Origin of the sequence: Streptomyces sp. NPDC051976 (assembly GCF_040680795.1) — a bacterium.
In the GTDB taxonomy this organism is placed as follows: domain Bacteria; phylum Actinomycetota; class Actinomycetes; order Streptomycetales; family Streptomycetaceae; genus Actinacidiphila.
Genome location: NZ_JBFAXL010000023.1, coordinates 129,922 through 143,967, shown reverse-complemented (window position 1 = coordinate 143,967; position 14,046 = coordinate 129,922). Strand labels below are relative to the sequence as shown.

At 73.9% G+C, this 14,046-nt stretch carries 12 protein-coding genes; 8 read left to right on the top strand and 4 right to left on the bottom strand.

The window, feature by feature from the left end; translation table 11 throughout:
- The first annotated feature begins 95 nt into the window (after window positions 1–95).
- The 4 genes from AB0M29_RS23065 (at window position 96) to AB0M29_RS23050 (ending at window position 4,490) form a co-directional block, all read left to right on the top strand.
- Window positions 96–710 (top strand): SCO2322 family protein, encoded by a 615-nt coding sequence (locus tag AB0M29_RS23065; protein ID WP_365385401.1) that lies wholly within the window; start codon window positions 96–98, stop codon window positions 708–710.
- Window positions 683–1,858, top strand: a complete 1,176-nt coding sequence (locus tag AB0M29_RS23060; protein WP_365385386.1) for a CbiQ family ECF transporter T component — start codon at window positions 683–685, stop codon at window positions 1,856–1,858. Before AB0M29_RS23065 ends, AB0M29_RS23060 begins: the two co-directional genes overlap by 28 nt.
- Window positions 1,855–3,465, top strand: coding sequence for an ATP-binding cassette domain-containing protein (locus tag AB0M29_RS23055; RefSeq protein WP_365385383.1), 1,611 nt, complete (start codon window positions 1,855–1,857; stop codon window positions 3,463–3,465). Before AB0M29_RS23060 ends, AB0M29_RS23055 begins: the two co-directional genes overlap by 4 nt.
- 188 nt (window positions 3,466–3,653) lie before the next feature.
- Window positions 3,654–4,490: an ECF transporter S component gene (locus tag AB0M29_RS23050; RefSeq protein ID WP_365385380.1), complete on the top strand. Its 837-nt coding sequence runs from the start codon at window positions 3,654–3,656 to the stop codon at window positions 4,488–4,490.
- A 6-nt stretch (window positions 4,491–4,496) separates the two neighbouring features.
- Here the strand turns inward: AB0M29_RS23050 and AB0M29_RS23045 are convergent, their stop codons facing one another.
- Entirely contained in the window at window positions 4,497–5,666 is a 1,170-nt protein-coding gene (locus AB0M29_RS23045; protein ID WP_365385377.1) for a steroid 3-ketoacyl-CoA thiolase, read from the bottom strand.
- A 280-nt stretch (window positions 5,667–5,946) separates the two neighbouring features.
- Here AB0M29_RS23045 and AB0M29_RS23040 point away from each other — a divergent pair, with 280 nt between their 5' ends.
- A complete protein-coding gene (locus AB0M29_RS23040) occupies window positions 5,947–7,188 on the top strand; it encodes a cytochrome P450 (protein WP_365385374.1) in 1,242 nt (413 codons plus the stop codon).
- Between the two features lie 76 nt (window positions 7,189–7,264).
- Here the strand turns inward: AB0M29_RS23040 and AB0M29_RS23035 are convergent, their stop codons facing one another.
- Window positions 7,265–7,846: a hypothetical protein gene (locus AB0M29_RS23035; RefSeq protein WP_365385372.1), complete on the bottom strand. Its 582-nt coding sequence runs from the start codon at window positions 7,844–7,846 to the stop codon at window positions 7,265–7,267.
- On the bottom strand, window positions 7,843–8,505 hold the full coding sequence (locus tag AB0M29_RS23030) for a hypothetical protein (RefSeq protein WP_365385369.1): 663 nt from the start codon (window positions 8,503–8,505) through the stop codon (window positions 7,843–7,845). The genes AB0M29_RS23035 and AB0M29_RS23030 overlap by 4 nt, the downstream gene beginning before the upstream one ends.
- Before the next feature lie 141 nt (window positions 8,506–8,646).
- Here AB0M29_RS23030 and AB0M29_RS23025 point away from each other — a divergent pair, with 141 nt between their 5' ends.
- Both AB0M29_RS23025 and AB0M29_RS23020 read left to right on the top strand, forming a co-directional pair.
- Window positions 8,647–9,765 (top strand): P-loop NTPase fold protein, encoded by a 1,119-nt coding sequence (locus AB0M29_RS23025; protein ID WP_365385367.1) that lies wholly within the window; start codon window positions 8,647–8,649, stop codon window positions 9,763–9,765.
- Window positions 9,762–10,724 (top strand): hypothetical protein, encoded by a 963-nt coding sequence (locus AB0M29_RS23020; RefSeq protein WP_365385364.1) that lies wholly within the window; start codon window positions 9,762–9,764, stop codon window positions 10,722–10,724. The genes AB0M29_RS23025 and AB0M29_RS23020 overlap by 4 nt, the downstream gene beginning before the upstream one ends.
- A 4-nt stretch (window positions 10,725–10,728) precedes the next feature.
- Here AB0M29_RS23020 and AB0M29_RS23015 read toward each other — a convergent pair whose 3' ends face one another.
- Window positions 10,729–12,798, bottom strand: a complete 2,070-nt coding sequence (locus AB0M29_RS23015; RefSeq protein WP_365385361.1) for an MFS transporter — start codon at window positions 12,796–12,798, stop codon at window positions 10,729–10,731.
- Between the two features lie 193 nt (window positions 12,799–12,991).
- Here AB0M29_RS23015 and AB0M29_RS23010 point away from each other — a divergent pair, with 193 nt between their 5' ends.
- A complete protein-coding gene (locus AB0M29_RS23010) occupies window positions 12,992–13,960 on the top strand; it encodes a peptidoglycan-binding domain-containing protein (RefSeq protein ID WP_365385358.1) in 969 nt (322 codons plus the stop codon).
- The last annotated feature ends 86 nt before the right edge of the window (window positions 13,961–14,046 follow it).

Here is a 14,046-nt window from a genome sequence, read left to right as displayed (position 1 = left end):
GCAGACGCGTTGTCTCCCGACCACCGGCCCGGTGGGGGCGGGCCGCGCAGTTCCCCGCGCCCCTACGGGGCGCACCGTCCTCCGTAACCCTCGCGCTGCTACTCCTAGCCGTCGCTGCCGCGCCGGCGCACGCGGCCGGGTACCGGTACTGGTCGTATTGGCTGGGGGTCGGTGGGGGGTGGACGTATGCGCAGAGTGGGCCGGCGGTGCGGGTGCCCGGGGACGGGAGTGTGGAGGGGTGGCGGTTCGCGGTGAGTCTGGACGCGGCGGACAAGGCCGCGCAGCCCCGCGGGAAGGCGGACTTCGCGGCGATCTGCGGGGGGACGCCCGCGGTGAAGGGACAGAAGCGGGTGGCGCTGGTGATCGACGCGGGCACGGCGGCGGACGCCCCGGGCGGCGCGCGGCCGCCCGCGGTGCGGACGGCGTGTGCGCGGGTCCGGCGGGACGCCTCCTCGGCGGACGCGCTGGCCGCGGTGGCGAAACCGCTGCGGTACGACTCGGCGGGCATCCTGTGCGCGATCGGCGGCTACCCGGCGACCGGCTGCGGCGAACAGGTAGCGGGCTCGGGCGGTACGGGGAAGGCGACCGCTGCGGCGCCGGAACCCTCGGGGCACGGCGGCGGCCCGTCGCTCGGGCTGTACGCGGGCGCCGCGGCCGTGGTCGCGCTCGGCGGGGCGGCCCTGTGGCAGGCCCGCCGCCGCCGCTCGTGACGGCGCTGCGCGCGCCCGGCGCGGACCGGTCCAACGCGCTGCACGCCGGGGCGTGGTGGCTGTGGGCGCTGGGCCTGGCCACCGCCGCCTCGCGCACCACCAACCCGCTGCTGCTCGCCCTCGTGGTCGCCGTCGCCGGATACGTCGTCGCTGCCCGCCGCACCGACGCGCCCTGGGCCCGGTCGTACGGGGCGTTCCTGCGGCTGGGCCTGGCCGTGCTGGTGATCCGGCTGGTGTTCGCGGTACTGCTCGGCTCGCCGATCCCCGGCACGCACGTCGTGATGACGCTGCCCCAAGTGCCGCTGCCCGGCTGGGCGAAGGGCGTACGCATCGGCGGCCGGGTCACCGCCGAGGGCCTCGTCTTCGCGCTGCGCGACGGCATGAAGCTGGCCGCGCTGCTGGTGTGCGTCGGCGCGGCCAACTCCCTCGCCAATCCGGCCCGGTTGCTCAAGTCCCTGCCGGGCGCGCTGTACGAGGCGGGCGTCGCGGTCGTGGTGGCGCTGACCTTCGCCCCGCACCTGGTGGCCGACGTGGCCCGGCTGCGGGCCGCCCGCCGGCTGCGCGGCCGCGACGACCGCGGGGTGCGGGCACTGCTCCAGGTCGGACTGCCGGTGCTGGAGGGCGCGTTGGAACGCTCGGTCGCGCTGGCCGCCGCGATGGACGCCCGCGGCTACGGCCGTACCGCGCAGGTGCCGCCCGCCGTACGCCGCCTCACCGCCGCCCTCACCCTCGGCGGCCTGCTGGGCGTCTGCGCGGGCACGTACGCCCTGCTGTCGGCGACCGGCGCCGGTTACGGCCTGCCGGTGCTGCTGCTCGGGGTGGCGGCCGCGCTGGCCGGGCTGTGGCTCGGCGGCCGCCGTTCGGTCCGCACCCGCTACCGCCCCGACCGCTGGGGCGCCCGCGCCTGGCTGGTGTCCGGATCCGGTGTCGCGGTCGCGGCGCTGATGATCCGGGCCACCGCGTACGCCCCGGCCGCCCTCGACCCGCCCGCGGTGCCGCTCACCGCGCCCACCCTGCCGCTCTGGCCCGCGCTCAGCCTGCTGCTCGGCCTCCTCCCGGCCTTCGTCGCCCCGGTGCCGCGGCCCGCCGCCGCCCCGCACGGCACGCCGCTGCCGAGCCCGGCACCTCCGAAGGGAGCCACGCCGTGATCCGTTTCGAGGACGTCTCCGTCACCTACGAGGGCGCCACGGCGCCCGCCGTGGCGGGAATCGATCTGACCGTGCCGGAAGGCGAGTTGTGCCTGCTGGTCGGCGGGTCCGGGGTCGGCAAGTCCACCGTGCTCGGCGCGGTCAGCGGCCTGGTGCCGCACTTCACCGGCGGACTCCTGCGCGGACGTGTCACCGTCGCGGGCCGGGACACCCGTACCCACAAGCCGCGTGAACTCGCCGATGTGGTCGGGACGGTGGGGCAGGACCCGCTGTCGCACTTCGTCACGGACACCGTCGAGGACGAACTCGCCTACGGGATGGAGTCGTTGGGGCTGCCGCCGGAGACGATGCGGCGGCGGGTCGAGGAGACGCTCGACCTGCTGGGGCTCGCCGGACTGCGGGACCGGCCGATCGCCACGCTCTCCGGCGGCCAGCAGCAGCGGGTGGCGATCGGCTCGGTGCTGACGGTGCACCCGAAGGTGCTGGTGCTCGACGAGCCGACGTCCGCGCTCGACCCGGGCGCCGCGGAGGAGGTACTGGCCGTGCTGCAGCGGCTGGTGCACGACCTGGGCACCACCGTGCTGATGGCCGAGCACCGGCTCGAGCGGGTCGTGCAGTACGCGGACCAGGTGATCCTGCTGCCCGCGCCGGGCGCCGCGCCGCTGGTCGGCGCGCCCGCCGACATCATGGCGGTCTCCCCCGTGCACCCGCCGGTGGTGGCGCTCGGCCGCCTCGCGGGCTGGTCGCCGCTGCCCCTGTCGGTCCGCGACGCCCGCCGCGTGGCGGGTCCGCTGCGGGACCGCCTCGCGGACCGTACGCCCCCGGCCGTGCGCCCGGCGGACGGCGAGCGGCTGGTGCGGGCCGAGCGGCTCGCCGTGCGGCGCGGCAGGATCGAGGCGCTGCGCGGGGTGGACCTCACCGTCCGCGCGGGCGAGACGGTGGCCCTGATGGGCCGCAACGGCGCGGGGAAGTCCACCCTGCTCTCCACTCTCGTCGGCCTGCACACGCCTGCTTCCGGCACGGTCACGGTCGGCGGCGTCGTGCCCTCGCGCACCCGGCCGGGCGAACTGGTCAAGCGGGTCGGGCTCGTACCGCAGGAGCCGCGGGACCTGCTCTACGCCGACACCGTCGCCGCCGAGTGCGCCGCCGCCGACCGCGACGCGCAGGCCGCGCCCGGCACCTGCCGCGCACTCGTCGCCGAGTTGCTGCCCGGCGTGCCGGACGCGATCCACCCCCGGGACCTGTCCGAGGGCCAGCGGCTCACCCTCGCCCTCGCCGTCGTCCTCACCGCCCGGCCGCCGCTGCTCCTCCTCGACGAACCCACCCGCGGTCTCGACTACGCCGCCAAAGCTCGCCTTGCGGCGCATCTGCGGGTTTTGGCCGCCGACGGCCACGCCGTCATCCTCGCCACCCACGACGTCGAGCTCGCCGCCGACCTCGCCCACCGCGTCGTCATCCTCGCCGAAGCGGAAGTCGTCTCCGACGGCCCCACCCCCGACGTCCTCCTCTCCTCCCCCGCGTACGCCCCCCAGGTCGCGAAGATCCTGTCGCCCGCGCCGTGGTTCACCGTCCCCCAGGTCGCCCAAGCCCTGGACGGCGCCTCATGATGGCCCCGGAGGACCGAGCCCCGAAGGGGCGCGGGGAACTGCGCGACCAGCCGTCGACGACCCGCACGTCACCACCGGCCCCAAAGGGGCAGATCGGTTGTTCTCGGACCACCGGACCGGTGGGGGCTGAGCGCGCAGTTCCCCGCGCCCCTTCGGGGCACGTCCTACGAGAAGGCGCCGCACGGCCCGTGCGGGTGGGGCCGCGGGGGGTGGCCGCGCTGATCGTCACCTCGGCGATAGGCGCGGCCGCCTTCGGGTGGCCGCTCGTCGCAGCGCACGGCTCGGCCGTGGCGGCGCACAGTGCGGACGCGCCGTGGCTGTTCGCGGCGCTGCTGCCGCTGCTGGTGGCCGTGGTGATAGCGACGATCGGCGACACGGGGATGGACGCCAAGGCGGTGGCGATGCTGGGGATGCTGGCGGCGGCGGGCGCCGCGCTGCGGCCGCTGGGGGCGGGCACGGCGGGGATCGAGCCGATGTTCTTCCTGATGGTGCTGAGCGGCCGCGTCCTGGGCCCCGGCTTCGGCTTCACGCTGGGGTCGTTGACGATGTTCGCGTCGGCGCTGCTGACGGGCGGGGTGGGGCCGTGGATGCCGTTCCAGATGCTGGCGATGGGGTGGGTGACGATGGGTGCGGGGCTGCTGCCGCGCCCGGACACGCTGCGCGGGCGCGCCGAGCTGGCGCTGCTCGCGGTCTACGGCGCGGTCTCGGCGGTGGCGTACGGCACGGTGATGAACCTGCAGGGTTGGCCGTACATCGGCGGTCTCGCCTCGAACATCGCCTACGACCCGCATCTGCCGCTGAGCGGCAATCTGGCGCGCTTCGCCACGTACTGCCTGACGACCTCCCTCGGCTGGGACCTGCCGCGGGCGGCCCTCACCGCGGTGCTGGCGTTCACGCTGGGCCCGTCGGTGCTGAAGGCGCTGCGGCGGGCGACCCGGCGGGCGGCGTTCGACGCGCCGGTGGCGTTCGACGGGCCCCGGGGCGCGCCGACACGCCCCGGGGCCCGTCCGCCGCGGGGGCGGTAACGGGGGTCAGAGCCGCTGGATGATCGTGCCCGTCGCGAGCGCACCGCCCGCACACATGGTGATCAGCGCGAACTCCTTGTCCGCGCGCTCCAGTTCGTGGAGCGCGGTGGTGATCAGCCGGGCCCCGGTGGCGCCCACCGGGTGACCGAGCGCGATGGCGCCGCCGTTGACGTTGACCTTCTCCAGGTCCTGGTCGAAGACCTGCGCCCAGGACAGCACCACCGAGGCGAACGCCTCGTTGATCTCGACGACGTCGATGTCGCGCAAGGTCATGCCCGCCTTGCCGAGCACCGCACGCGTCGCGTCGATCGGACCGTCGAGGTGGTAGTGCGGGTCGGCGCCGACCAGCGCCTGGGCGACGATCCGGGCGCGCGGCCGCAGCCCCAGCGCGCGGGCCATCTTCTTCGACGACCACATCACGGCCGCGGCGCCGTCGGAGATCTGCGAGGAGTTGCCCGCGGTGTGCACCGCGGTGGGCATGACCGGCTTGAGCCCGGCGAGCGCGTCCATGCTGGTGTCGCGCAGTCCCTGGTCGCGGTCGACCAGCCGCCACATGCCGAGCCCGGCGAGCTGCTCGTCCTCGGTGGTGGGCACCTGGACGGCGAACGTCTCACGCTTGAAGCGCTCCTCCGCCCAGGCGGTGGCGGCGCGGGTCTGCGAGAGCAGCCCGAGCCGGTCGACGTTGTCGCGGGTCAGGCCGCGCCGCCGGGCGATCCGCTCGGCGGCCTCGAACTGGTTGGGCAGGTCGACGTTCCACTCGTCGGGGAACGGCTTGCCGGGCCCGTGCTTGGAGCCGCTGCCCAGCGGCACCCGTGACATCGCCTCGACGCCGCACCCGATCCCGATGTCGATCACACCGGCCGCGACCATGTTGGCGACCATGTGGTTGGCCTGCTGCGAGGAGCCGCACTGGCAGTCGACGGTGGTCGCGGCGGTCTCGTAGGGCAGCCCGACGGCGAGCCAGGCGTTGCGCGCGGGGTTCATCGACTGCTCCCCGGCGTGGGTGACGGTGCCGCCGACGACCTGCTCGACGGCGTCGGCCTGGATGCCGGTACGGCCGAGCAGTTCGCGGTACGTCTCACCGAGCAGATAGGCGGGGTGGAGGTTGGCGAGCGCGCCGCCGCGCTTGCCGATGGGCGTGCGTACGGCTTCGACGATGACGGGTTCAGCGGCCATGAATCTCGTCCTCTTCTCGATGCGAAGGCTCGACTCGACTTCTCGACTCGACCGGCGGGGGTGTCCGGCCGGTGGGCGTCCCGGCACCACCGGTGGGCCGTAACTAGTACGCGTTCTAGTTCTTCCCGCAGTCTTATTACCCGCGGTACGGCCGCGCAAGAGTCGCGTACGTGCCAGGTTGCGCCGCCACACAATCCGCACGTTCCCGGCCCTTGCGACTTGTCACACCCGCTACTACCGTCGCGGCAATATCTGATGGTCCGTCAGACATGGAGGGCCGATGCCCTGTCCCGCGCTTCCCGAAGGCTTCGACTTCACCGACCCGGACGTCTACCAGCAGCGCGTCCCCCTCCCTGAGCTGGCGGAACTGCGGCGGACTGCGCCGGTGTGGTGGAACCCCCAGCCGCACAACACCGCCGGATTCCAGGACGACGGCTACTGGGTGGTGACCCGGCACGCGGACGTCAAGGCGGTCTCCACCAACCCCGAGGTCTTCTCGTCGTACACCAACACCGCGATCATCCGCTTCAACGACCGGATCTCCCGCGACCAGATCGACGTCCAGCGCTTCATCATGCTCAACATGGACCCGCCCGAGCACACCCGGCTGCGGCAGATCGTCCAGCGCGGCTTCACCCCGCGCGCGATCCGCGCCCTCGAACAGGCGCTACGGGCAAGGGCCCAGCGGATCGTCGACGGCGCCGCGGCGGCCGGCCGCGGCAACTTCGTCACCGACGTGGCGTGCGAACTGCCCCTGCAGGCCATCGCCGAACTCATCGGCGTCCCGCAGGAGGACCGGCTGAAACTCTTCGACTGGTCCAACAAGATGGCCGCCTACGACGACCCCGAACTCGCCATCACCGAGGAGATCGGCGCCGAGTCGGCGATGGAGCTGATCTCGTACGCGATGAACATGGCCGCCGCCCGCAAGGAGTGCCCGGCGGCCGACATCGTCAGCAAGCTGGTGGCCGCCTCCGACGAGGGCAACCTCACCTCGGACGAGTTCGGCTTCTTCGTGCTGGTGCTGACGGTGGCGGGCAACGAGACGACGCGCAACGCCATCACCCACGGCATGCACGCCTTCCTCACCCATCCCGAGCAGTGGGAGCTGTTCAAGGCCGAGCGCCCGGCGACCACGTCGGACGAGATCGTCCGCTGGGCCACCCCGATCGTGTCGTTCCAGCGCACCGCCACCCGGGACACCGAGTTGGGCGGCGCGCACATCAAGGCGGGCGACCGGGTCGGGATGTTCTACTCCTCGGCCAACAACGACCCCGAGGTCTTCACCACCCCCGAGGTCTTCGACATCACCCGCGACCCCAACCCCCATCTCGGCTACGGCGGCGGCGGCCCGCACTACTGCCTGGGCGCCAACCTCGCCAAGATGGAGATCGACCTGATGTTCAACGCCATCGCCGACACCGTCCCCGACATCCATCTGCTCGGCGACCCCCGCCGCCTGCGCTCCGCCTGGATCAACGGCGTCAAGGAACTCCAGGTCGGCTACGGCACCGGGGCCTGACCACCGGCCGCAGGCCACCGGCCGGGGGCGGCAACCGTGTCGGCCGCCCCCGGCCGTTCCTTCTCCTCAACATGTGTCAGATGCTGAGCAGTTGACGCGTCAGGTCCCGGTAGCGGGTGAGCGCGATCCGCAGCTCCTCGGTGCCGGGCCGCGGGCCGGCCGGGCCGTCGTCGGCGCCGCCCGCGGTCCCCTTCGGGTCCCAGGAGGCCCGCAGCACCCGCTGCCGCTCCTCGACCAGCGCGGCCAGCCGGGAGACCGTCTCCTCCAGTACGGAGTCGGCCTCGCGCACCGCCCGCCGCGGGTCGTCCACGAAGCCGCCGACGGCCCGGTCCATCCGCCGCCCGAGCCGGTCGATCTCCTCCGCGGGCGAGGCGGCGGCGGGTTCGGGCACGGGCACCGTCGCGGCCTCCGAGGTGGCGTCGCGGTCGGTACCGCCCGCCTGTCCGGCGACGGGCACGCGCCGCGCGTCGGACGCGGGCCTCATGTCGGGCACCGGCTTGCCGTCGGGCGCCGTCGTCGCGTCGGGCCCGGCCGCCGGGCCGGTCGTGCGCCCGGTGTCGCTCGCACGCCCGGTGCCGGGCGTGTGCGTGGTGTCGGTCGTGTGCTCGGTGTCCGGCTCCGCGGGCTTCGCGCGGGCCGTGGAATCGCTGGTCTTCATCGTCGTCCCTCTTCTCCTGAGGCATTCCTGAAGGAAAGGCCGCCGGTCAGGGCGGCGATACGGGAGGTGCCCCCGCTGCCCGCCGCCACCGCGGCCCGCGCGCCGTCGTGCACCAGTTCGTCGTACAGACCGCGGGCGGCGAGCAGCGCCTTGCGCAGATCCTCGGTGGACCGCTTGGCCATGGCGTCCTGCCCGGCCAGCGCGTGCGCCTGCCGGTAGCCGTGTACCTGGTGCGGGTGGTGGACGGAGAGGGCGTCGAAGTGCTCGGGGCTGTCCGCGGCGGGGAAGCCGCGGTCCGCCGCCAGTTCGCCGATCAGCTCGTCGGCCTCGGCGACGGCGGACGCGGGCTCGTCCACGAAACGTGCCTGGATCTCCGTCCAGCGCTGGGTGTAGCGCTCCTGCTCCTGGGCGGCCAGCGGAGTCCGGGCGAGATCGCCGTAGCGCCGTACCCGCTCGGACAGTTCGTCCCTGGTGGCGCGCTCGTCGCCGTCGTGGGCCTCCAGCGTGCGGGTGTACTCGGGGCCGAAGCGCCGCTTCAGCCGCCCGCCCGGCGTCACCCCGGGCAGCGCCGCACCGCCGCCGCGCAGCGCCATCACGGCGAGCAGCGCGATGACGGCCAGCGCCGCCACCACGACGACGATCGTTGCTCCTGTGGACATTGCCGTACCTCCCGTTGCCTACGGGTCGCCGAAGGGCGTCTCCAGGGCTCGGTTTGCCGCTGCCGGGCACCGCAAACACCCGGCTCGACCGAAGTGCGTGAACACGTCACGGCTGGACGCGCCGTGCCCGACAATGCGGGGATGACCGAGGGGCTCGTCACGTTCTCCGACCAGCCGGTGCGGCGGCTCAGCCAGGACAGGCTGCGATACGCGCCCTACGTAGGGGTGTTCAGCGAGTTCCTGCTCCACCCGGAGACCAGCACCCCGCTCACGATGGCGGTCAGCGGGCCGTGGGGATCGGGCAAGACGACACTCGCCGGGATGCTCGACACCACGCTGCGCGAACGCGACGGCTGGATCGCCCGGTGGAGCGGGCCGCCACTGGTCTGCTGGTTCAACGCCTGGCACCACGCCGACGCGGACAAGGTCGGGGTGGCGCTCGCGGCCCGGGTCGCCCGGGTGCTGGCGCCGCGCCGCGCGCCCTGGTGGCGGGTGCTGGAACCGCTGCCGGCCTCGCTGCTGCCACCGGCCCGACGCTGGGCGCGGCGGCTGTGGCAGGGCGTCGGCGGCGCCGTACTGCTGCTGACGGCGCTGGTGCTGCTGTGCTGGCGGCTGCCGTCCTTGCGCGCGAAGCTCGGCCCGGTGGGCAGGCTGGCCGCCCACGGGATCACCCCGCTGGCGTTCGCGACCGTCGCCGCCGGGCTGCTGGCCGTGGTGAGCCGGGCCTTCCAGCTCGGCGGCTCGCTGGGTTCGTACCTGGAGTCGCCGGGTGAGGCGGCGGCCCAGGGCAGCATGGCGGAGGTCCGCGACCACCTCGGCCGTCTGGTGCGCCAGGCGTTACGGCAGGGGCGGCCGTCCTCGCGGTGGCGCCGGCTGACCCGGCAGACCACGGCGCCCCGGGAGCGGCCCTCGCGCCGGCGCCGCCGCCTGGTGGTCATCATCGACGACCTCGAACGCTGCCCGGCCGACAAGGCGTTGGGCCTGTGCGAGGTGGTGTCCCAACTCCTCGACCACCCGGGGGTGATCGTGCTGCTCGTCTCCGACCTCGCCCCGGTGGCCGCCGCGGCGGCCGCCCGTTACGCACAGGACGGCGGCTCGGTGCCGCCCGCCGTGCTGGGCAACCGCTACCTCGACAAGCTCATCCATCTCCGGTTCAATCTCCCGCCGTTGAGCGCCACCGCGGTGCGGGCGCTCTTCGAGGAGGACGAGCCGGGTGACGGGCGGCGCGACGGTCGCTGGGACGGGGAGCCGGGACGGTGATGGAGGATCTCGGCAACGCGCTCACGTTCACCTTCGGCCAGGCCGTCCGGGTCTTCTTCCGTACGCTGATTCCGCTGATCGTGCTCGTCGCGGTGGGCGTGAGCGACGGTTGGATCCTGCTCGGGACGGCGCTGCTCTCGGCGCCGCTGAACGCCGTCAACGCGCTGTTCAGCCCGCTGGACTGGCGGGACCCGATCGGCGACGGCCGGCCGCGGCGGCTCGGTGCCTCACTGCTGGTGGGCGCCCTGCTGAGCCTCACCGAGACGGGCCTCGGGGTGGGGGCGACGAGCACGCTCTTCGACTCCTCGCAGTACGGGACGGTGTTCGTGGTGGCCGCGGCGACCGCGGGCGTGGCCCTGCTGATCCGCACCCCGCTGCACGCCCGCCAACTGCGGGCGGCGCGCCGTACCCAGCAGTTGCAGTCGGCGATGGCGGACGACGTGATCCGCGACGCCTGGCGGGCGGCGCCCGAGCTGCGGCCCAACTCCCTGGTGCCCGACAGCGCGTTGCGCGCCGCCCGCTACCGCCGCGCCCGCGGGGAGGCCGCCGCCGAGGTCAAGCGGTATCTGCCGCCCAACCCCCGTACCGCGAAACGCATGATGAACCATCTCTCGCTGGCCCGGGCGATCGCCGAGGAGCGCGGGGTCTTCACCGACGGCACGGTGACCCACCAGCATCTGGGCAAGTGGGTCGGGATCTCCGAGCAGTGGCCGCAGTTCGCCGCCGCGCTGTCGGTCACGCCGTCGCGCATCGACGCGCTGGAGGCGGCGGCGAGCGTGGCGGAGCTGCAGGAACTGGTGGACGCGCTGGCGCCCGGCACCCCGGACGTGGCGGCGCTGTACGACCGGCTCAACGACGACCACCCGCTGGCGTCCGTCCTCGACCGCCTCGTCCGCTACGAGGGCGCACCCGCCCCCGCCCCGCCCGTCGTACCCGGGCAGTCGCCCCCGGCTCCCTGACCCGTCAGACCGCCGCCCGGCCGCTCGGGGAGGCGGGCTTGGTACGGGGCCGGCGGTCGGGATGGTCGCCGTCGCCGCCGCACAGTTCGGTGCTCAGCCGGGTGACCAGGGCGGCCAGGTCGGCGTGCACGGCGGGGTCCCAGTCGCCGAGCAGCCCGGCGAGCACCCCGCGGCGGGCCTCGGTGAGCCGGTCGGCCATCGCGCGCCCCTGCTCGGTGAGTTGCAGCGGATTGCCGTCCCTGACGGCGAGCCGGCGGACCTCGGCCTCGACCGCGGCCTGTTCGATGACGTCGGCGGGCACCGTGGTGCGCCGGGCCAGCTCCACCGGGTCCGCCTCGCCGTCATGGGCCAGCCGCAGCAGCAGCCAGCTCGTGGCCGGATGGATGTCGGCCCCGGCGTCGACGGTGATCCGGGTGTAGAGGTCGCGGCGGGCGTCCCGGCTGCCGAGCAGCGACAGGCAGCGCGCGATCTCGTCCAGCGAGGACCGCTCGACCGGGTTGGTGCCGAGGGTCTCGCTCGCGTCCGGCACGGTGACCGTGCCGCGCAGCGGCTGTTCCTTGAGGAACCACGACAGCACGAAGGCGACCAGCGCCACCGGTACGGCCCACAGGAAGACGGTGGTGATCGAGGTCGAGTAGGCGTGCAGCACCGGTGTCTTGATGTCCGGCGGCAGATTGGCGACGCCCTTCGGGTCGGCCTGGAGGCGCGACTGGTCGAAGCCGGGTGGCAGCGGCTTGCCCGCGAGCGCCGAAGCGAGCTTGTCGGCGAGCTGGTTGGCGAAGATCGTGCCGAAGATGGAGACGCCGAAGGAGGCGCCGATGGACCGGAAGAAGGTGGCGCCCGAGGTCGCCGAGCCCAGGTCCTCGTATCCCACGGCGTTCTGCACGGCCAGCACCAGCACCTGCATCACCAGGCCGAGCCCGAAGCCGAAGAGCAGGAAGTACAGGCTCATCACCCAGGTGCTGGTGGACTCGTCGAGCTCGTGCAGCAGCAGGAGCCCCACGGTGGTCACGGCGGTGCCCGCGATCGGGAAGACCTTGTAGCGGCCGGTGCGGCTGACGATCTGCCCGGAGGCAGTGGACGACACCAGCATGCCGATCACCATCGGGATCATGTGGACACCGGACAGGGTCGGCGAGTAGCCGTGCACGACCTGCAGGAAGGTCGGCAGATACGTCATCGCGCCGAACATCGCGAAGCCGATGACGAAGGAGATCACCGAGCAGAGCACGAAGGTGCGGTTGCCGAAGAGCTTCGGCGGCAGCACCGGCTCCTGGGCCCGCCGCTCGATCACGACGAAGAGGCCGACCAGGACGACACCGGCGACCGCCAGCCCGATGATCCCGGCCGAACTCCACGCCCAGGTGGTGCCGCCCAGCGAGGTGACCAGCACCAGGCAGGTCGCGGCGGCGGCGATCACCGCCATGCCCCAGTAGTCGATCCGGAGCGCGGTACGGCGGACCGGGATGTGCAGGACCGCGGCGATCACCGCGAGCGCGACGATGCCGATGGGCAGGTTGATGTAGAACACCCAGCGCCAGGAGAGCTGTTCGGTGAAGACCCCGCCCAGCAGCGGTCCCAGCACGCTGCTGGCGCCGAACACCCCGCCGAACACGCCCTGGTAGCGGCCGCGGTCGCGCGGCGGCACGATGTCGCCGACAATCGCCATCGACAGCACGATCAACCCGCCGCCGCCCAGGCCCTGCAGCGCCCGGAAGCCGATCAACTCGCCCATGTTCTGGGCGACTCCGCACAGCGCGGAGCCGATCAGGAAGATCACGATGACGGTCTGGAAGAGCCGCTTCCTGCCGTACATGTCGCCGAGCTTGCCCCACAGCGGGGTCGCGGCCGTCGAGGCGAGCAGGTAGGCGGTCACCACCCAGGACAGATGGTCGATGCCGCCCAGTTCGCTGACGATGGTCGGCAGCGCGGTGGACACGATCGTCTGGTCGAGTGCGGCGAGCAGCAGGCCCAGCGCGAGCGCGGCGATCGCGATCCGTACCGAGCGCCGGTCCTGGTGCGCTCCAGGCTCTGCCGCCGCCGGACCCGCGGCGGTGGTGGTGTCCTGGGCCATGGAGGGCTCCTCGCGTCGTCCCCCCGACGATCGGATCCCCATATTCCCACCGTTTGCACGGATATGGCCTGTGCAGATCAGCCGCACGTGCGGGGAGCGGCTGTGCGGCGGGGGCGGGTATCGGCATAATCGGCCACGAGTTCGTACGTGCCCGGGCGGTCGCCCGGGGACAACGGCCGGGAGGGGACCCGACGTGGCACCGCAGCAGCCGGAGCGGCCGGCAGAGCCGCCGCACGAGGACGGCGAGATTCGCGCCGCCGAGCGTGCGGCGCGGCGTGCCGCCGCGGTGGCGGCAGCGGAGGAGTTCCACCCGCTGCGGCTGCGGCCGTATGTCGCCGAGCCGGGCGGCGAGGCGGCCCAGACGACGGTGCGGCCGCTGCTGGTGCGGGACGGCGACGAGGTGGACGGACCCGCGACGGCCGATCTGGGGCTGTTCCCTTCGCTCTACTCCGGTCTCGAGTACCCGCAGGAGGAGCCGCCGCTCTACGAGGACGTCGTGTACGCGGCGGACGCGGAGTACGCGGCGGTCCGTGGCAGACACCGGCGGCGCAGACGGGGCCTGGTGGTCACCGCCGCCGCGGTGGCCGCCTCCGCGCTGGCCGCGGGCGCCGTGGCCGTGACCGGCCAGGTGATGGGCGGGGAGTCGGGCACCGACCACGCGCTCCCGCCGGACCAGGGCACCTCGATGCCGGACGTACAGCTGCCGACGGACGCCGCGCGCGCCACCACGGCGGCGGCCCACCCCGTCACGCACCGGGCCGCGCCGCCGACCACCGCGGCCCCCACCCACAGCGCCACCACCTCGCCCTCCCCCTCCCCGACCGCCAGCCCCTCCGGCTCGCCCTCCCCCGCGACCACCGCGACCGGCACGGTCACCCCCGCCCCGCCCGGCACCCCCACCCCGGGCGCCCCCAGCCACACCGCCGACCCCGCCACCTCCCCCACCCAACTGCTCCAACAGGGTGACGTCGGCCCCGCCGTCTCCGAACTCCAGCGCCGCCTGACGGAGGCGTGGTGCTACCACGGTGACATCGACGGCGACTTCGACCAGCACGTCGCCCACGCCGTCGCCACCTTCCAAATGTGGTACGCCGTCACCGGCGACCCCCCGGGCGTCTACGGCCCCAACACCCGCACCGCCCTAGAACGCGCCACGGCCTAACCGCTGCGCGGCGCCCGCGGAAGACCTCGCCCCGTTAGGGGCGCGGGGAAGCGCGCTGCGCTTGCGGAGGGCGTGCCCCGATAGGG

Bases quoted from the DNA above. Each gene is read 5' to 3' on its own strand.
- AB0M29_RS23045 (WP_365385377.1), bottom strand. From the start codon at position 5,666: ATGGCCGCTGAACCCGTCATCGTCGAAGCCGTACGCACGCCCATCGGC.
- AB0M29_RS23040 (WP_365385374.1), top strand. From the start codon at position 5,947: ATGCCCTGTCCCGCGCTTCCCGAAGGCTTCGACTTCACCGACCCGGAC.
- AB0M29_RS23035 (WP_365385372.1), bottom strand. From the start codon at position 7,846: ATGAAGACCAGCGATTCCACGGCCCGCGCGAAGCCCGCGGAGCCGGAC.
- AB0M29_RS23030 (WP_365385369.1), bottom strand. From the start codon at position 8,505: ATGTCCACAGGAGCAACGATCGTCGTCGTGGTGGCGGCGCTGGCCGTC.
- AB0M29_RS23025 (WP_365385367.1), top strand. From the start codon at position 8,647: ATGACCGAGGGGCTCGTCACGTTCTCCGACCAGCCGGTGCGGCGGCTC.
- AB0M29_RS23015 (WP_365385361.1), bottom strand. From the start codon at position 12,798: ATGGCCCAGGACACCACCACCGCCGCGGGTCCGGCGGCGGCAGAGCCT.